Source organism: Verrucosispora sp. FIM060022 (genome assembly GCF_003977705.1).
GTDB classification, from domain to species: domain Bacteria; phylum Actinomycetota; class Actinomycetes; order Mycobacteriales; family Micromonosporaceae; genus Micromonospora; species Micromonospora gifhornensis.
Genome location: NZ_RQIV01000005.1, coordinates 42,556 through 62,201 on the forward strand (window position 1 = coordinate 42,556; position 19,646 = coordinate 62,201).

4 protein-coding genes and 1 riboswitch are annotated in these 19,646 nt (G+C 72.0%); of the genes, 2 read left to right on the forward strand and 2 right to left on the reverse strand.

The annotated features are described in order from the left end of the window. Positions 1 to 80: 80 nt before the first annotated feature. Positions 81 to 3,455 carry an endo-1,4-beta-xylanase gene (locus EG812_RS15590; RefSeq protein WP_158632515.1) on the reverse strand — a complete coding sequence of 1,125 codons (3,375 nt, stop codon included), beginning with the start codon at positions 3,453 to 3,455 and terminating at the stop codon, positions 81 to 83. Between the two features lie 240 nt (positions 3,456 to 3,695). Further along, a riboswitch (cobalamin riboswitch) is annotated at positions 3,696 to 3,901 on the forward strand. Between the two features lie 135 nt (positions 3,902 to 4,036). Between EG812_RS15590 and EG812_RS15595 the strand changes: the two genes are divergently transcribed. Further along, complete coding sequence (locus EG812_RS15595) at positions 4,037 to 6,412, forward strand: ribonucleoside-diphosphate reductase subunit alpha (protein ID WP_013733431.1); 2,376 nt, start codon at positions 4,037 to 4,039, stop codon at positions 6,410 to 6,412. A gap of 47 nt (positions 6,413 to 6,459) precedes the next feature. Then, positions 6,460 to 7,437, forward strand: coding sequence for a ribonucleotide-diphosphate reductase subunit beta (locus EG812_RS15600; RefSeq protein WP_232510883.1), 978 nt, complete (start codon positions 6,460 to 6,462; stop codon positions 7,435 to 7,437). A 347-nt stretch (positions 7,438 to 7,784) separates the two neighbouring features. On the opposite strand, the gene EG812_RS15610 is transcribed toward EG812_RS15600, so the two are convergent. Beyond that, entirely contained in the window at positions 7,785 to 19,568 is an 11,784-nt protein-coding gene (locus EG812_RS15610; RefSeq protein ID WP_199743879.1) for a non-ribosomal peptide synthetase, read from the reverse strand. Positions 19,569 to 19,646 lie beyond the last annotated feature (78 nt).

Genomic DNA, 19,646 nt, shown 5'->3' on the forward strand with positions numbered 1-19,646 from the left:
GTCGGTTCCCCGCAGCTGGGCCCACGGACAGCACGGGAGGGCACACCCGACAACGATGTGCCCTCCCGTCGTACGTGTCGCTACAGGTTGGCGCAGTAACCGACGCTGAAGGTGCTGGCCCCCGGCTTCAGGGTGCGGTTCCAGTCCACACCCCTGATCCGGTAGCTACCGTCGGCCAGGCGTTCGCGCTTGAAGTTCCACGCGTCGTAGATGTCTCCTTCGAGCTGCACCACGGCGGACCAGTCGACCGGCTTGTCGCTGGTGTTGGTCGCGGTGATGGTCGCGCAGTAGCCGCCGCCGCTGTCGGAGTACCAGCGGGTGATCTGCTTCAGCGCCACCTCCACGTTCGACCCGGCCACCAGGCGACCGACCCCCCAGCGCGCGGTGCTCTGGTAGCCCGCGCCCTCCTGCTCGGCCCAGTTGCGGATGCTCGTCCGGGCCCCGTCGGAGGCGTCGTTGACCTGGAAGTCCAGGCCGTGGAAGGTGCCCAGGCCACCGTATTCGAGCAGGCTGATCGCCGCCTCGACGGTGTAACCCGTCGGGGTGCGGACCGTCGCGCTCTCCAGCCGGTTCGCCTGGAACCCCTCGTCGCCGGTGCCGAACGACACCACGTTGTCGGCGTTGATCCGGATCTGCGTGTCGTCGTACCGGAAGCTGCCGTTCTTGAAGTTGCCGGCGTCGACGTAGATTTCGACCGAGTCCTGGATCCACGGATCGGAACCGGAGACGTCCACCACCGGGTCGGTGACCTCGGCCAGCACGTAGAGCGTCTGACCCCGCCAGAGGGTACGGACCTGCGCGCTCGCCCCGTCGGTGCCGGAGACCTGCTTGTCCGTGGTCACCGTGGTCGCGTTCGCCCAGCCGGCGTCGACCGAGCCGTCGATCACCGGTGCCTCGGCGGCCTCCCGTACCTCCACGTAGGACAGTTCCTCGACCAGGGTCAGGGTGCCCACCGCGCCCGGGGTGTTCCACCCGGAGGTGGTGTCACCGTCGCGCACCTGCACGTCCAGGGTGCGGGTGTCGCCCTCGGCCGCTGCGGCCAGCGGCAGGTGGGCGACCAGGTGGTAACCGCCGTCCCGGGCGGCCGCCACGGCCGGTACGTCACCGCTGCCGTCCCGGCCGACGTGGTAGGTCTCGCCGCCCAGCACGAAGCTGACCCGGTCGGTGCCGGAGACCGTGGTGTCGTCGACCGTGACGTACGCGGTCAGGTGGTCCGGCGCCCAGCGCAGTTGGAACCCGGCGACGTCCTCGACGGAGTGCAGCGGCAGCTTGCGCCAGGTCAGGTCCGTCGCTGCGGCGGCGGTCAGCGGCACGTCACCGGCGAAGACGTTCGCGGTGCGCAGCCGGGCGGGCAGCTCACCGTCGACCGCCCCGTAGTAGGCGGGCTTGGCGCGCAGGTTGTCGTCGAACAGCAGCGGGCCGCCGTTGCCGGAGCGCCAGGAACGTCCGTCGGTGAGCCCCCAGACCGTGACGGCCAGCAGATCATCGGCGTACGCCCGAAAGACCCGGAAGGCGTCCCGGTAGTAGTAGCCCTGGTCGATGAACTTCGCCTGGGTGGCCGGGGTGCCGGTGGTGACGTCGAGTTCGGTGACGGCCTGGGTGACCGGCAGATCCGCGAACGTCTCCAGCGCGGTCTCCAGGGCGCTGATCGGCATGGCCAGCGAGACGTGGAACTGGTGTCCCACCCCGTGCACCGGCACGTCGCGGGCGAGCAGTCGCTGCACCAGGGCCAGGTAGCGAGCCTGCTTGCCGCTCTGCTCGGTGTTGTAGTCGTTGATGAACAGGGTGACCGGACGGTCAGCGCCCTCGGCGGCGTACACGTCGTTGAACGCCTCGTCGGCGTATTCGAAGGTCAGGTCGATGAAGCTCTCACCGAGGATTCGGTACCACTCGCTGCGACGCAGACCGTCGCTGTACTCGCCGCTGTCGCTGACCACCTCGTTGACCGCGTCGAAGGCGTACAGCGGGTTGGTGGAGGAGCCGAAGGGGCCGTACCGCTCGCTCAGCGACTCGGCGACGTTGAAGATGTGCGTACGCAGCCGCTCCCGCAGCACCTGCTGGTCGGCCGTCGAGGTGGTCAGCGGCTGTCCGGCGGAGTCGGTGAAGAACCAGGCCGGGGTCTGACTGTGCCACACCAGCACGTGACCGTAGACGCGCAGGTCGTTGTCGCGGGCGAAGTCCATCATGGTCAGCGCCTGCTCGTGCGGGCGGAAGTTGCCCGCCTCGTCGTACCAGGCCTCCGGCTTCATGTGGTTCTCGGCCGTGATCTGGTTGAAGTGCCGGGTCAGCAGCTGGGCGGGAGCACCGATCGTCTCCCGGCTGTCGATGGCCACGCCGACCGGGAAGTCGGTGGTCTCGTGCAGAGGGGTGAGGTCCTCGATGACCGGCGGCTCGGGCACCTGCACGACGATGTCGTCGGCCAGGAAGTCGCTGGTGTTGCCGGTCACGTCCTCGCCCTGCCAGCGGGTCTCGAAGTAGAGGAAGGCGCTGTCCGCCGCCGGCATGGTGAACCGCGCGGTCACCTCCGTCCAGCCCGAGTTGGTGATCGTCTCGAACTGGGCGAGGGTGCTGAACGACTGACTGTCCCCGGTGGTGCTGGCCAGGCTGAGCCAGATCTGGTCGGCCGGCTGACCTGCGGCGAACCGCAGCCACGCACTGAGCTCGTAGGTGACACCCGCGGTGAACAGGCCGGTCACGTCGCGGCCCAGGCCGGCGCCCTGGTTCACCCGGTCGGTGACCAGCGCGGCGGAGGTGCCGCCGTGCGCGACGTCGGTGAGGGTGACCGTCGGGGCGCCCGGACCGCCGTCGCGGGGTCCCCAACCGTCCAGACCGTCCTCGAAGTCGGTGTCGATGACGATCGTGCCCGGCTCCGGCCCGCCCCCGCCGCCGTCCAGCGCGGTGATCAGGACGTCGTCGAGCAGGAACGGGGTGTTGCCTTCCGCCTCCACGTAGAGGGTGGCGGCGTCCAGACCGGTGGGCAGGGTGTACTCGCCGCCGATGCGTACCCACTCGTCGGCGGTGGTGGTGACGTTGTCGCCGATCCAGGTGTAGGTGTTCTCGCCGCCACCGGCCGGGGTGGACTCGACGGTGAAGTGCACACCGGCGCTGCCCTCGGTGCCGGTCGGAAGTTTCGCCCAGGCGGTGACCGTGTATCGGTTGCCGGGCCGCATCAGCGCGGTCGCGCTCGTGGCCGGTCCCTGCCAGTTGGCGGTACGGCCGGTGACCGACAGGCTGCCGTCGCTGTCGTGACCCTCGTCGGCGATGGCGAGGGTCACGTCACCGCGTGGTCCCCAGGGGGCGTACGAGCCGGACTCGAAGTCGTTGCTGAGCACGACCTCGTCGGCCACGGCCGGGGTGGGCGCGACGGTGATGGCCGCGACGAGCGCGGCCGAACAGAGTACGGCGAAAGTTCGTGATCGGCGTCGTGATCGTTGGGACGGATTCCACAGGCGCATCGACTGGTCCCTTACGCAAATTGGACAGTGGTGGGGGTGCCTGACGTCGGGTTTCCGGACAGATCCAAGCGCGTGCATGCTATGTCGACCCGATTGGCATAGCCAGAACTTCCGGAAGTTTTCGGAAAGATGCGTGGGGTCGGTGGCCTCGGCGGCGATCGTCGCGCTCGGGCGGATGATTCGATCGACACGCGTGGCGACACAGCATGTGGTGTTGAGGTTCCTGGCCCGTTCCCATATATAGTAGTGCCCGCAGCTGGTTCGGCAGTCACTCCACGACGGCCGAGGCAAGAGGGAACCCGGTGGAATTCCGGGACTGCCCCGCAGCGGTGAGTGGGAACGACCGCCGTCAACGAAGCACTGGGCCCGCCAGGTCTGGGAAGCGACGGCCAGTAGGCACGAACACGCCCACGAGTCCGAAGACCTGCCAGCGCGCCGCACGCGTACGTGTGCGGCGGTCGAAGGCCGCGCGGGACGGCCGACGCCATCAGCTGGTCGTCGACGGCAGTCAGTCCGTCCGGTGACCGGCGGCGTCCTCCCGCGTGCCCGTCGACCTTCACCGACCGGTACGAGGAGGGGCCATGACGGTGACCCGGGCACAGGCGGGGCCGGAGCAACGCCGGCACGTGATGCAGGTGCGTAAACGCAACGGCGACACCGAGCCGGTGGACGTCAACAAGATCGTCAAGGCGGTGGAGCGCTGGGTCACCGACCTGGACGAGATCGACCCGCTGCGGGTGGCGACGAAGACGATAAGCGGCCTGTACGACGGTGCGACCACCGCCGAGCTGGACAAGCTGTCGATCCAGACGGCCGCCGAGCTGATCGGTGAGGAGCCGCAGTACTCCAGGCTCGCGGCGCGGCTGCTGGCCGCGTTCGTCGACAAGGAGGTACGCGGCCAGCAGGTGGCCAGCTTCAGCCAGTCCATCCGGTACGCCCACGGCCTGGGCCTGATCGGCGACGCCACCGCCGCGTTCGTGGCCCGCAACGCCCGCAAGCTGGACGACGCCGTCGACCCGGCGGGGGATCTGCGGTTCGAGTACTTCGGGCTGCGCACCGTCGCCGACCGGTACCTGCTGCGGCATCCGCAGACCCGGCAGGTGGTGGAGACCCCGCAGTACTGGCTGCTGCGGGTCGCCTGCGGGCTGTCCCAGACGCCCGGCGAGGCGATCGGCTTCTACCGGCTGATGTCCAGCCTGGCCTACCTGCCGAGTTCGCCGACGCTGTTCAACTCCGGCACCCGACACACCCAGATGTCGTCGTGTTTCCTTGTCGACTCGCCGCGTGACGAACTCGACTCGATCTACGAGCGGTATCACCAGGTGGCGAAGCTGTCGAAGTTCTCCGGCGGCATCGGCATCTCCTGGACGCGGGTGCGGGGTCGTGGGGCACTGATCCGGGGCACCAACGGGCGCTCGAACGGCATCGTGCCGTTCCTCAAGACCCTCGACGCCGGGGTGGCGGCGGTCAACCAGGGTGGCCGGCGCAAGGGCGCGGCCTGCGTATACCTGGAACCCTGGCATCCGGACATCGAGGAGTTCCTGGAGTTGCGCGACAACACCGGGGAGGAGTCGAGGCGTACGCACAACCTGAACCTGGCCAACTGGATCCCGGACGAGTTCATGCGCCGGGTGGAGGCCGACGGCGACTGGTCGCTGATCGACCCCTCCGACGCGCCGGAGTTGCCCGACCTGTACGGCGAGGCGTTCGACGAGGCGTACCGGGCGGCGGAGAAGAAGGCGGTCCGCACGGTCAAGGCCCGCGACCTGTACGGGCGGATGATGCGCACCCTCGCGCAGACCGGCAACGGGTGGATGACGTTCAAGGACGCGGCCAACCGGCTGTCCAACCAGACCGGCGCGCCGGGCAACACCATCCACCTGTCGAACCTGTGCACCGAGATCCTGGAGGTCAACAACGACACCGAGACCGCGGTGTGCAACCTCGGGTCGATCAACCTCGCCGCGCACCTCACCGCGGACGGCATCGACTGGGAGAAGCTGCGCGCCACCGTCCGCACGGCGGTGCTCTTCCTCGACCGGGTCATCGACATCAACTACTACCCGGCGCAGCAGGCGGCGGCGTCGAACCCGCGCTGGCGACCGGTCGGGCTCGGGCTGATGGGCCTGCAGGACGCCTTCTTCACCCTGCGCATGCCGTTCGACTCCACCCCCGCCCGGGAACTGTCCAGCCGGGTGCAGGAGGAGATCCTGCTGACCGCTCTGGAGACCTCAGCACAGCTCGCCCAGCAGTTCGGCCCGCACCCGGCGTACGACGACACCCGTGCCGCGCGCGGTGAGCTGCACCCGGACCTGTGGGGCGCCGACCTCACCCAGGCGCAGCGGTGGGCCGCGCTGCGCGAGACGATCGCCGCGCACGGGCTGCGGAACTCGCTGCTGGTGGCCATCGCGCCGACGGCCACCATCGCCTCGATCGCCGGCTGTTACGAGTGCATCGAGCCGCAGGTGTCCAACCTGTTCAAACGCGAGACGATGTCCGGCGAGTTCCTCCAGATCAACACGTACCTGGTCCGCGAACTCAAGGCGCGAGGGCTGTGGACGGCGTCGATCCGGGAGCAGATCAAGCGGGCCGAAGGGTCGGTGCAGGGCATCGCCGAGCTGCCCGAAGACGTACGGCAACTGTTCCGCACCGCGTGGGAGCTGCCGCAACGGGCGCTGATCGACCTGGCCGCCGCCCGTGCCCCTTTCATCGACCAGTCGCAGTCGCTGAACCTGTTCATCAGCGCGCCGACCATCGGCAAGCTCTCCTCGATGTACCTCTACGCCTGGAAGTCCGGGCTGAAGACCACCTACTACCTGCGGTCGCGTCCGGCGACCCGGATCCAGCAGGCCACCGTCGCGGTCACCCCGGCCGCCCCGGCGATCGTCGCTGTCGGCGACGACGAGGCGTTGGCCTGCTCCCTGGAGAACCCCGAGAGCTGCGAGGCCTGCCAGTGACCACCGTTTCCGAAACCCAGACCCGGCAACTGCTGCTCGACCCGGGCATGGACCTGACCCTGCGGCCGATGCGCTACCCGCAGTTCTTCGACCGGTTCAAGGATGCGATCCGCAACACCTGGACCGTCGAGGAGGTCGACCTGCACGCCGACCTCGCCGACCTGGCCAAGCTCTCCCCGGCCGAACAGCACCTGGTGTCCCGACTTGTCGCCTTCTTCGCCACCGGCGACACCATCGTCGCCAACAACCTGGTGCTCAACCTCTACCAGCACATCAACTCCCCGGAGGGCCGGCTCTACCTGTCCCGGCAGCTGTTCGAGGAGGCGGTGCACGTCCAGTTCTACCTGAACCTGCTCGACACCTACGTGCCCGACGAGAAGCAACGGTACGAGGCGTTCGCGGCGGTGGAGAACATCCCGTCGATCGCCCGCAAGGCCGAGTTCTGTTTCAAGTGGATCGACTCGATCTTCGAGTTGCGCGAGCTGAAGACCCGGGCCGACCGGCGGGCGTTCCTGCTCAACCTGATCTGCTTCGCCGCCTGCATCGAAGGACTGTTCTTCTACGGCGCCTTCGCCTACGTGTACTTCCTGCGCTCCCGGGGTGTGTTGCACGGGCTGGCCTCCGGCACCAACTGGGTGTTCCGCGACGAGTCGATGCACATGGCCTTCGCTTTCGACGTGGTCGACACCGTACGCGCCGAGGAGCCCGACCTCTTCGACGCCGAAATGGAGCAGCAGGTGCGCGACATGCTCGCCGAGGCGGTCGACTGCGAGGTCCAGTTCGCCGCCGACCTGCTGGAGCAGGGCGTCTCCGGCATGCCGCTGGCCGACATGCGCCAGTACCTGCAACACGTGGCCGACCGGCGGCTGGCGATGCTCGGCATCGCACCGATGTACGGCTCGACGAACCCGTTCGCGTTCATGGAACTGCAGGACGTGCAGGAGTTGTCCAACTTCTTCGAACGCCGGGTGTCGGCCTACCAGGTCGGTGTCACCGGCACGGTGGCCTTCGACGACGACTTCTGATCCCGGTCTCATCCGATCCGCCGTTTCGGCGGTATGGCGGTCACCTACCCACCCGGATACCGCCATACCGCCGAAACAGCTTCCACATCCCGCCAAACCGCGCCAGCCAGGCCCGCATGTCCGCAGGCCCGCTTATGGGTTGTGGCCCCTTTGCTCTGCTTCAACCCACGCATCGGGTTTTGGGCTCCTGGCTCGCGAGGAAGCGGAGCCGGAAGCCGGTGTCGTCGGTGGGCAGCAGGGCGACTCCGTCGACCGCACCGCCGGCCCGGTCACCGTCGACCGACCACCGCTGGACGGAAGCGTAAGGCCGAGCAACGACAGGCGCAGCTGAGTAATTGGCTGCGCGGTCAGCGTCCGAACCTCCCGAGCAACTCCGACCCGATCGGGTGGTGCAGCAGGTGCAAGGGCGCGGCGTCGATGCCGGCCTCGGTGAGCACCCGCGCGTACGCCGCCGCGGTCGCGTCGTCCACCAGGCCGTGCACCAGCGGCAGGTCCGCAGCGGTCGACCACAGGAGCGATTCCAACCGGCAGGAGGCGATCGTCCCGGGCAGCCCGAGCACGTTGCCGTCGACCGGCACCGGCGGCAGGTCCCCGGGTATGTCGCGTTCGGTCTCGCCGACGTGCAGGAGCCCACCGCCGACCACCAGGATGTCGTGGTCGCGGCGCATCCGGGTCAGAGCTTTTGCGGTGTCCAGTGCGGGCGGGAACGAGTCGTCCACCACGATGGTGCCGGGTGCCAGCCGGTCGACCTCGATCGGTGCGGTGGCCGCGCTCGTCGCCGCGATGATCACGTCCGCCGTGTAGCCGGCCGGGGCGATTCCCGGTGCCGACGGGCACACCTCGATGGTGCCGGCGAAGCCGTCCGCCCGCAGCCGCGCGGCGTGCTCGCCCAGTCGAGGCGCGGCGGCAGGAACGTCGCAGAGCACGAGTCGCGCGGGCGGCTGCTCGGCCCGGATGAGCAACAGCCGCAGCGCGGAGAACCCGATCGAACCGAGACCCACCACGGCGAGGTCGCGGCCGGCGAGGCTGCGCCCGGTGGCGGCCAGCGCGGCCTGCACCGTGCGGACGACGGAGACGACGGTGACGGCATGGCCGGTGGTCACCGCCACGCCGCTGCGGGTACGGCGCAGCACCCCGAGGCCGTAGCCGGTGCGGGCGGGAATCATCCCGGCCAGCGACACGCAGCGGGCGCCGAGGCGGGCGGCCAGGTCCACCGCCTCGGCGGTCTCGTCGGCGAGGACGTCCCCGGCGGCGGTCAGCTCATCGGCGAACCGGGGCAGGCAGACGAAGCCGGAGACGCCCAGCGGCGTGGTCAGCTGCTCCAGCAGACGCGGACGGCCACCAGGAAAGAGCAGCTCGCGTAGCTGGTCCCGGGGCAGGCTGCCGGCGGGCAGCCCGGCGATCGCGGCGAGCTGGGCCGGCGGCGGCAGGTAGCCGACGATCGCCGCGGCCAGCCTGGTCGGTCGGCCGGGAACGGCAGTCGTCGCCGGCACGCTGGCGGCGTCACCAGTGACCACGGCAGGCGTGGCCGTCTGGTCCCGACGGGCCGGGTGGGTGTGCGCGGCGGCGGTCAGGTCGGCGCGGAGCCAGTCGGCGAGCCGGCGCAGCTCGGCCGGGGTGACTGTGGCGGGACAGCCGCGCAGGGTGAGCCGGAGCCCGTCCCGCTCGGGGCGCGCGGTCAGGAACAGGTCGGTCCCGAGGGGCGGTGGCGCCAGTTCACTGTCGGCGTCCCAGTCGAGGCGAAGCCGATCGGCATCGCCCGGCACGGGGGGCGGCGTGTCGACCACCGCTGGCGACGGCGCATCGACGGCGTCGCGCGCCGTATCCGCTGCGGCGGTCGGCGGCGCGGAGCGGGCGGAGAAGTCCAGGAAGCTGAAGAAGAACTGCGCACCGATGGGCGTGCCGCCCGGGCCGGTGGGCACGGCCGCCGCGATCGACGGCGGGTCGTCGTACCGGCGGGCAGTAGCGACCTCGGCCCCGACGTGGGCGAGCTGTTCGGCGAAGCCGGCCGAGCCGCCCAGCCGTAGCGGCAGCATCGCCGCGCACGGGCCGAAGATCCGGTGCAGGTCCGGCAGCGGATGATCCCGACCGGTAAGCGCCAGGCCGAAGACCAGGTCGTCCTGTCCGGTGAACCGGGCCACCGCCCGGTGGTACGCGGTCAGCACCGGGGCGTACAGGGTGCTCGCCGCCGAGGCGGCCAGCCGGCGCAGCCCGGCGACCACGGTCCCGTCCAGGGTGAAGCCGCAGACCGGCGCGGACGTACCGCCCGGGTCGGGCGCGCTGCCGGGGGCGGGTAGCACCGGCGGCCGGTACGGGGTGCCGAAGCGTCCGCGCCACCAGCCGTGAGCGTCCGGGTCGGGTGGGCCGGCGACCCGGTCGGCCAGCAGCTCGACGTAGTCGCGGAAGTGGGTGCGCAGCGGAGGCAGTCCGTCGGGCTGGTCGGCCACCAGCCGGTGGTACACCGTCAGCAGTTCCTGGCCGAGCAGGGCGGCGCTGTAGCCGTCACCGATCAGGTGGTGGCCGTGCACCAGCAGGATGTGGTCGTCGGGGGCGAGCCCCAGCAGCTGCAGTCGCAGCAGCGGCCAGGCCCACGGCTCGAAGCGACGGCGGCGCTCCTCGGCGACCAGGGTGCCCACCTCGGCGGGGCCGGCGACCGCCCGGTAGCCGACCGGCAGCCGTAGCGAGGCGGGAAGTTCCTGCTGGACCGGGGGACGGACGCCGGCCGGAAAGACGGTACGCAGCATCGGGTGCCGAGCCACCAGCAGGTCGACGGCGCGCTGGAAGACGTCGCGACGTAGCCGGCCGCGCAGTCGTAGCCGGGCCAGCCAGGCGGTGCCGTCGCCCGGTGCGATGGCGTCGGCGAGCAGGAAACCGCGCTGGGTGGCCGTCACCGGGTAGGGCCCGTCCGCACCGGCGCGCACCGGGCCGGTGACCCGGTCCACGGTGGCGGTGCTGCGGCCCGTGCCGTCGGTGGTCCGGCGCCTGGCAGTGGTGGCGTCGATCTCGGCAGCGAGGTCCCGCAGGGTTCGGTGCTGATAGATGACGGTGGGGCTCGGTGTGGCCGGGAACTGGTCCTGGACGCGGGCGAAGACCTCCAGCACCAGGATGGAGTCGCCGCCGAGAGCGAAGAAGTCGTCGTCGGGCGCGATCGCCGGCAGGTCGAGCAGCTCACCCCAGATACGGGCCAGCCTCGCCTCGGTTGCGGTGTATCCGCCGGCAGCGGCGTCCGCACCGACGGGTGCCGCAAGTCGCTCCGGAGCGGCCGTTGCCGGGAGTCGCCCCGCAGCGGCGGATGTCGGGAGTCGCTTGGGGCCGGCGGCGGGTGCGAAGCCGCCGAGTGCACGCAGCCGATCCCGGTCGACCTTCCCGGTGACGGTCAACGGAAGCGTGTCGAGCAGATGGATGCGCGCCGGAACCAGTGGCTCCGGCAGCCGGCCGGCGAGATGTTCGCGCAACTGGGCCACCGTCGGCTCGGTTCCCGGTCGGGGTGCGACGAAGGCGTGCAGCCGTGGATGCGGCTCGGCCTGGTGCAGCACCGTCGCGGCGGTCACCGCCGGATGGGTACGCAGCACCGCCTCGATCTCGCCGGGTTCCAGCCGGTGCCCGTGGATCTTCACCTGGTCGTCGAGCCGACCGAGGAACTCCAGGGTGCCGTCGGCGGTGACGCGGACCCGGTCGCCGCTGCGGTAGTACCGTTCGCCGTCGAGCCGGGTGAAGGCGGCGACGGTCAGTGCGGGCTCGTCGAGGTAGCCGGCGGTGACCCCGACGCCGCCGATCAGCAGCTCACCGGCCGTCCCGGGCGGGCAGGGGTCACCGTGCGTGTCGACCACGCGGATCCGGGCCCCGCCGACGGGTCGACCGATCGGCAGTCGGCGTACCGCCTCGTCGGGGCGGTTGTCGATCAGATGCCAGGTGGTGTTGATCGTGGCCTCGGTGGGGCCGTACAGGTTGGTGATCCGGCAGCCGTCGCCGAACAGGTCGAACCAGCGGCGTACCGGCACCGGCGACAACTCCTCCCCGCCGACGTGCACCCACCGCAGGGCCAACAGATCCGGCCGTACGCCCTCGCGGGTGGTGCGGTCCTCGGCGGCCCGCAGCAGCCGCTCCCAGAGGGTGGGCACCGAACTCCACACGGTGAGCCGGTCCCGTTCCAACCGGGACAGCAGCACCTGCGGGTCGCGCAGTTCCGACCGGGCGAAGGTGACCACCGTGGCCCCGACCAGCAGCGGCGCCAGGATCTGCCGGACCGAGGCGTCGAAGCAGATCGACGAGGTCTGGGCCAGCCGGTCACCTGCGTGATAGCCGAACGTGTCGATGGCCCAGTCGAGGTAGTTCGTCATGGACCGGTGGGTGATCGGCACCCCCTTCGGCCGCCCCGTCGAGCCCGACGTGAAGATCACGTACGCGGTGTCGTCCGGCCCGGCCGCCGGACCGTCGAGCGGGGCCGCCGGGCTGTCGACTGGGACCGCCGGGCCGTCGAGGTTGACCGCTGTGGCGTCGAGTAGGGCGACCGTGGCTGCGCAGTCGTCGTCGTGCAGTACCACCCGGACGCGGGCGCGGCGCAGTTGTCCGTCGAGCCGGGCCGGGGGATGGGCGGCGTCCAGCGGCACCCAGGCCGCTGCCGCGCGCAGCATGCCGACCACCCCGATGATCGAATTCCGGCCGGGGGCGGTGAGCAGCCCGACGTGCTCGCCGGGGCGTACGCCGTGGGCGAGCAGCAGCGCCGCCACCCGGTCGGCGGCCCGGTCCAGGTCCCGGTAGGTCACCGTACGTCGGCCGTCGGTGATCGCCGTCGCGTCCGGGGTACGCCGGCAGACCGCCCGGATCCGGGCGCTGACATCCCCGGCAACGGGCTCCGGTCGTACGCTGCGATCCTGGTCGCCGGCCCGCTGCCGCCCGGCGGCGAGGTCGACAAGTTCCTGGTGGTGCTCGGCGGCCAACCGGGCCACCGTCTGCCGCCGGAACAACCGCAGTGGGAAGTTCCAGGACAGCCGCAGCGTCGTCTCCGACTCCCACCACAGCAGGCTGAGCCCGGTGGCGGCGGAACCGGAGCCGGCCGCCGTCGGGGTGACCGTCACCGGGCAGTCGGGATCGACGTCAACCGGGAACCGGGCGAAGCTGAACCCCGCCGGGCTGGCGGTACGCGGGCCGTTGTCGGTCGCGGGGAGCAGCCGGGCCAGGTCCAGGCTGGACACCGAGCCGTGCCGCTGTGCCTCGGTCCAGGACTGCCGAAGGCGATCGGCCAACCGGGCAACCGGCTCGGTCGGGTCCACCTCGACCAGCAGGGGCAGGGTGTCGGCGAACGGACCGACGAGCCGTTCGATGCCGGGCATCCGGGCGTCCCGACCGGCCCGCGCCACGTTGACCGGCACCCGACGCTGCCCGCTCCACCTCGCCAGGCACCGCAGATACCCGGCGAGCAGCAGGTGGAACAGGGAGACACCGGCGTCGGCGGCCCGCTCGCGCAGCAGGGCCACGAGCGCGGCGTCCAGTTCGTCGGTTCGGGTGACGCAGGGTGGGGCGGGCAGACCCGCCGGGTCGCCGTCGTACGGCAGCCGCAGCGTCCATCCCGGATCGTCGAACTGTCGACGCCACCAGGTCAGATCGGTCTCGCGTGGCGGGGCGAGGTCAGCGGCGAAGGCAGCGAAGCTGCCGGTGACGGGCAGCACCGTCCGGGTGCGTCCCGTCACCAGTGCGCTGTAGTCCGCCCAGAGTTGTTCGCTGAGCAGGTTGAGACTGAACCCGTCGGCGGCGGCGTGGTGCAGCACCAGGATCAGGTGTGCGCGGTCGGATCGCTCCTGAGCGAGCACCGCCCGCAGCGGCGGCTGCCGGGTCAGATCCACAGGCGTGTTGCAGAGCTGCTCCTCCAGCGCGGTCAGCTCGCCGGCCAGTGCCCGTACGTCCAGGCTGATGGCGGCGGCGGTCGGCGGCACGATCACCTGCCGGGGGGCGGTGACGTCGGCGAGGAAGCGCACCCGCAGCATCGGGTGCCGGTCGACGAGACCGGTCAGAGCCCGGTCGAGCAGCCGGACGTCGAGTGGCCCCGTGACGGTCTGCCGGACGAAGGCGTACCCGGCCACGCTCGGGTGCAGTCGTTCGTTGACGAACCAGGCCCGCTGCACCGCCGTGAGAGCGAACGGCTCCCCATCGGCGAGCGGACCGCTCGGTGATCCCCCGCCCGCCGCCGGTCGTGCCACCCGCGACGGCGGCACGACCTGGTGGCCCGGGGGCTGCCCCGGAACGGTTTCCGCAAGCGCAGCGGCCAACGTGGCGATCGTGGTGTATTCGAAGAACAGGGTGACCGGCAGTTGCCGCCCGAGTTCGTCCTCCAGTCGTTTGACCAGGTCGACTGCGGCCAGCGAGTCCAGGCCGAGGGCGAGGAACGAGTCGTCGTCGGTGATCTGGTCAGCCGGGCGGTGCAGGGGCTCCGCGAGTAGCCGGCGCAGCAGCCGCGCCAATTCCTCGACGTCCGAATTCTGATGACGTGCCGGCTTGATGGCCGAAACACCGCCGACCTCGGCGACCTCGACGGTTTCGGGGCCGACCGGCTGGGCGGGCCGGCCGGCGTGTGCCTGCACGCGGCCATCGAAGTCTTGCCCCCGTCGCGCGACGCCGGCCGGGGGTGCGGTCGCCGGTCGCCGGTCCGCGACGATCAGGTGGGCGGCGTCGACGTCCCGAGCAGCCAGCAACGCGTCCAGCGCGATCCGCGCGGTCAGCGAGCCGGCGATGTCGTGGCGGGAGCCCTCTCGGGCTGCCATCCCCGTGTCGCTGACGGCGGCGAGACCGACGGCCTGGAAGGGGCGGCCGGTCACCCGCTGGGCGGCGGCGAAGGCGTCGAGGAAGGCGTTGGCCGCCGCGTAGTCGCCGATCGCGGCGGCCAGACCGGGCAGCACCGCGCTGACCGAGGAGAAACCGACAAGCGCGACCCGGTCGTGGCCGTGCCGCAGTAGTGACTCCGCCACCAGGTAGCTGCCGCGTACCTTGGGTGCCAGCACCGCCAGGATCTCCGGCATCGACTTCGCCGTCAGGGTGCCGACCCGGACCGTGCCGGCGGCGTGCCAGACGGTCCCCACCCGGGGCAGCCCGGTGAACAGCGCGTCGACGTCGGCCGGCACGGTCACGTCGCACCGCCGGTACGTCGCGGTGGCGCCGGCCGAGGTCAACTCGTCGAGCAGGCCCGCCGGGGCCTGAGCCGACCGCCCGGCCAGCAGCAGGGTGGGTCGTCCCCGGTGAGCGAGGGTACGGGCCAGCTCGGCGCCGAGCCCGCCACCACCGCCGAGGATCACGTGCATGTCATCGGAGTGCGCCGCACCCGACGGCGTAACCGGGACCGACACCGACACCAGGTGCCGTTCGAGTCGGCGTCCGGCCCGCCAGGCCAGCCCGGTCAACCGGTCGGCGTGGTGCGCCGTGGCCTCGGCCCGGTGCAGGTCGGACAACTCCTGGCACACCGACTCCACCCGGACCGCCAAGTCATCCACACTGGACAGATCGACCACCCGGGCACGCAGGCCCGGTCGCTCGTCGGCCAACGCCGCGCACAGCCCACCCAGCACCGCCTGCACCGGCCGGGGACGCTCGCCGTGCCCGGTGACCTGGACGTCCTCGGTGACCACGAGCAGTCGACCCAGCCGGGTGTCCGGCTCGTCGATCAGGGCACGCACCGTACGAACCTGCGCGGCCACGGCGCGATCGAGGTCGGCCACGTCCGACAGGTCGACCGCGGCACCGGCCAGCAGCACGGTCAGCTCCGGCGGCGTACCGTCGTCGATCTGCGGTGCGACCTGGACGGTGACGCCGCGTTCGCGCAGCGCCGTGGCGAGTCGGGCAGCCAGGTCACCGTCGGCACCCGGGCCGCGCAACCGCACCCGGGCCGGCAGGTCGCGGTCGACCCCGGCCGCCGGCCCGCCGCTGGTCGACGGCGTCTCCCGCCAGATGACCCGGTGCAGCGGCAGCACCGGTGACGGCGGATGGGACCGTCGCTGGAACGGGTACGTCGGCACCGGCACCCGCCGCCGACCGGCGTGCAGCGCGGCCCGGTCCAGCGAGCCACCGAGGGCCCACAGCTGCCCCACCGCCGCCAGCAGAGCCCCGGTGGCCTGCGACCCGTCCAGTACGGTCAACACCCGCGCCGGGTCGACCCCGACGTGCGGCGACACGGCGTGCAGCCGGCCCGAGACGCCCAGGTCGACGAAGGTGTCGTACCCGTCGGCGCACAGCTGCTTCAGCGCGACGCGCAGCTCCGGCTCGGTCCGTGGGGTGGCCGTGGCGGCGCGGCGGATCGCCTCGGCCGGGTCCAGCTCGCCCCGGCCGGCCGCCGCCGCCAGGTCACCGACGCCGACGCCGAGCAGCCGGTCCGGCCGTACGCCCCAGGCGGTGAGCTGACCGATCAGAGCGAGCCCGACCGCCACCGCCACCTGCCGGGTGACCTGCGGATCGTCGGTGCCGGTCAGGCACCAGGTCAGCAGTGGCCGACCCTGAACCGCCGGGGCGGCGACCTCGGTCAGCCGGTCGCGGAAGGCCGGCAGCCGGTCGTAGAGGTCACGTACCGCCGCCGGTGGCACCGTGGCGCCGTCGTCGGGAAGGACGAAAACCGTGCGGGGTCGCCGGCTGACCGGCGCGATCTGCTCGCCCAGCGTGTCGGCGGCCCGGTCGAGCCGGACGGCCAGCTCGCCGTCGGCGACCATCGCCAGCCGGTACGCGGCGTCGTCGCGGGCAGTGCCGGCGCTGACGCAGACGTCCGCCTCGGCCAGGTGCGGATGCGCCCGCAGGTGGGCGGCGAGGTCCCGAGCCGCCTGCCGAAGCGCCCGCACCGAGTGTGCGCTCAGGGTGACCAGACCGAGCTCCGGCCCGCCGGACGCGGTGGGCGCGGTGGGCGGGGGTTCCCGCAGGATCGCGTGGGCGTTCGTCCCGCCGAAGCCGAATCCGTTCACCCCGGCGATCAGGGGACCTGGTGCGCTCCACCGCCGCCCCTGCGTGACCACGGCGAAGCCGGCTCCGGCGAGGTCACAGCGGTCGGCCGGCCGGGTGTGGTGCAGGGCGGGCGGCAGATACCGGTGCCGCAGGGCCAGCACCACCTTCACCAGCGCCGGCAGGCCGGCGGCGTTGAGCAGGTGACCGAGGTTCGTCTTGACCGAACCCAGTCCGCGCGGCACCCCGTCGACGGGCGATGGGTACGCCGCCGCCAGCGACCGGACCTCGACCGGGTCGCCGAGTTCGGTGCCGGTGCCGTGGGCTTCCACGTACGACACCTGCGCCGGGTCGATGCCCGCCTCCCGGTACGCCCGCGCGATCACCTCCCACTGCCGGTGCGGGTTCGGCGCGAGCATGCTCAACGCCCGCCCGTCGTTGCCCACGGCGGTCCCGGCGACCACGGCCAGCACCTCGTCCCCGTCGACCTGCGCGTCACCGAGCCGGCGCAGCACCAGCGCGGCCCCGCCCTCGCCGGGGACGAAACCGTCCGCGTCGGCGGCGAAGGCCCGGCACCGTCCGGTGGGGGAGAGCGCCTCGGCGGCATCCAGCAGCCGGTACCCGGTCTCGGTGAGGTTGAGGTTCACCCCGCCGACCACCGCGACGTCGCACTCCCCGGCGGCCAGGCTGCGCGCCGCCAGGTGCAGCGCCACCAACGCCGACGAGCACGCCGTGTCCACCGCGATCGCCGGCCCGGTGAGATCCAGCGTCTGCGCCAACCGGGCCGGTATCAGGTTGCGCAGGTTTCCGACCAGCGCCGTCGCCCCGCCGGCCGACCCGTCCGCCGCCACCATCTGCGGGTACGCGCTCTCCCCGACGGCAGCGAAGACGCCGATGCGGTGCCGGTGTCTGCGTGGCCCGGCGTACCCGGCGCGTTCCAGCGCCTCGTGGCCGATCTCGAGGAACAGCCTCGCGTGCGGATCGGTGAGCCGCGCCTCCTCGTCGGTGAGGCCGAAGAACCCGGCGTCGAAGAGCATCGGATCGTCGAGGAAGGAACCCCACCGGGCGGTCCCGTCCGACGAGGTCCACCGGTGTGCGGGCACCACGTCGACGCTGTCGACGCCATCGACCAACTGCTGCCAGAACTGCTCGGGGCTCTCCGCGCCGGGAAACCGGCAGGCCATCCCGATCACCGCGACCGGCACCGGACCCCGGGCCGGGCCCTGCGCCGGGGCACCGACGGCGTCACCGGTGGGCCGGCGCAGCGGCGCGTCGGCCAGCCGGTCGGCGAGGCTGACCACGGTGGGGCAGTCCCGCAGGTCCGCCGGGTTCAACGGGATACCGAGGGCGTCCTCCAGCCCGGCGAGCACCTCCATGGCCTTGAGCGACGATCCGCCGATGGCAAGGAACCGGTCGTGCGGGCCGATCGTGGCAGGTGGACGGCCCAGCACCCGGGCCCAGACGTCGCGGACGAGCGCCTCCAACTCCGCCCCGGACGGGGCGTCGCGCGGCGCATCGTCGGCGGCCGGCGGGGCATCGTGCGGCACCTCCGTGGCGACCGGCGGACACCAGCGTCGCTCGCGGTCGGCGAAATCGCCGGCCAGGTACCGTTCACGCATCCGGCGTCGGCGCAACTTCCCGCTGGTGGTCCGGGCGAACGCGCCGGGCGGCAACGGCAGCACCCGCACCTCGTCGTGACCGCACGCCTCGGCCACCCGGGCCCGCACCGCGGCGAGCACCGTACCGGCGTCGGCCGGTGGACGGGCCCACGGCACGAACACCACGATCCGTTCCCCACCGGAATCCGGGTCGGTCGCGCCGACCACCACGCTCACCTCGCCGGGCAGGCCGGGGGTGGCCACCGCCACGGTCTCCAGGTCCGCGGCGTGGAAGGTGCGGCCGTTGACGAACACCACGTCCTTGGCCCGGCCGGTGACGCAGAGCCGCCCGGCGCGCAGAAAACCCAGATCGCCGGTACGCAGCCAACCGTCGACGAAGGTGTCCCGGCTGGCCTGCGGATCACGATGGTAGCCCCGGGCCACGTTCGGTCCGCGTACCTCGATCTGGCCGATCCGCTGGTCGGCCAGCGGTCGACCGTGATCGTCGACGACGCGTACCGCGCAGTCGGCCACCGGATGGCCCAGGTCCATCAGTTCGACCGCGTGCGGGCCGGGTCGGGTCGGCACCGCCCGTCCCTGGCTCAACTCGGCGCGGTCCAGCACGTGTGGCACCGCCACCTCGCCCGGTGGGGGAAAGGTCACCGCGAGGGTCGCCTCGGCGAGCCCGTACACCGGTCGTAGCGCGGCGGGATCGAGTCCGGCGGGACGGGTGTGGGCCAGAAAGGACCGCCAGACCGCAGGCGAGATCGGCTCCGCCCCGACCACCACGCACCGTACGGCGCTCAGATCGAGCTCGGCGATGGTTTCCGCAGGCACCCTGCGCACCGCCAGAGCCAGCGCGAAGTTCGCCGCGGACAGCAGGGTGGCCCGGTGCCGGTGGGCGGTGGTGAACCAGAGGGCGGGGCGCTTGGCGAACGCCAGCGGAGGGATGCGTACCTGCTTGAGGCCGATGGCGAGCGGGGTGAGGTGGGTGCCGATCAGCCCCATGTCGTGGAAGTACGGCATCCAGCTGACCAGCACGTCGTCCGGGCGTGCCGCGCTGGCCGACCGGGCCTGGTCGAGGTTGGCCAACACGTTGTCGTGGGTCAGCTCCACGCCCCGGGGCGCGCCGGTGCTGCCGGAGGAGAACTGCAGGAAGGCGAGGTCACCACCGGCGACGGTGGGCAGCTCCGCCGGTGCGGGGCCGGCCCGCAGGTCGGCCAGCCGCAGCACCGGCTCGGGCAGCCCGTCCACCACGGCTGCGGTGGCGTCGTCGGTCACCAGCACGGCGTCGGGCAGCACCTCCCGCACGGCGCGTACCCGCTTCGGTTCGGGTGGCAGCGGCACCGGCACCAGTCCGGCGGCGAGCGCACCCCAGAACATCGGCTGGAAGTCGTCACCGGCGTCGGCGAGCAGGAGGGCGGCCGTACCGGGCGCGATCCCGGCGGCCCGGTAGCCGCCGGCCACCCGCAGCGACTCGTCCCGCAGCTGCCGGAAGCTGACCGTACGCTCCGTGCCGTCCTCCCGGACGTGCACGATGACCTGTTGCGGTGCCCGGTCGGCGGCGTCGAGGAGTACGCCCAGCAGGCCGTGGTGGGCGCCGGGCCCGCTCGCAGTCGACACAGCAGGATGGTAGGTGGCCGGGATCTTGGGACCGGCACCGGAGTTGCCGACCGTCGCCGCGTGGACGGCGGCTGCGCT

Coding starts and splice junctions, on each gene's coding strand:
- EG812_RS15590 (WP_158632515.1), bottom strand. CDS start 3,455: ATGCGCCTGTGGAATCCGTCCCAACGATCACGACGCCGATCACGAACT.
- EG812_RS15595 (WP_013733431.1), top strand. CDS start 4,037: ATGACGGTGACCCGGGCACAGGCGGGGCCGGAGCAACGCCGGCACGTG.
- EG812_RS15600 (WP_232510883.1), top strand. CDS start 6,460: ATGGACCTGACCCTGCGGCCGATGCGCTACCCGCAGTTCTTCGACCGG.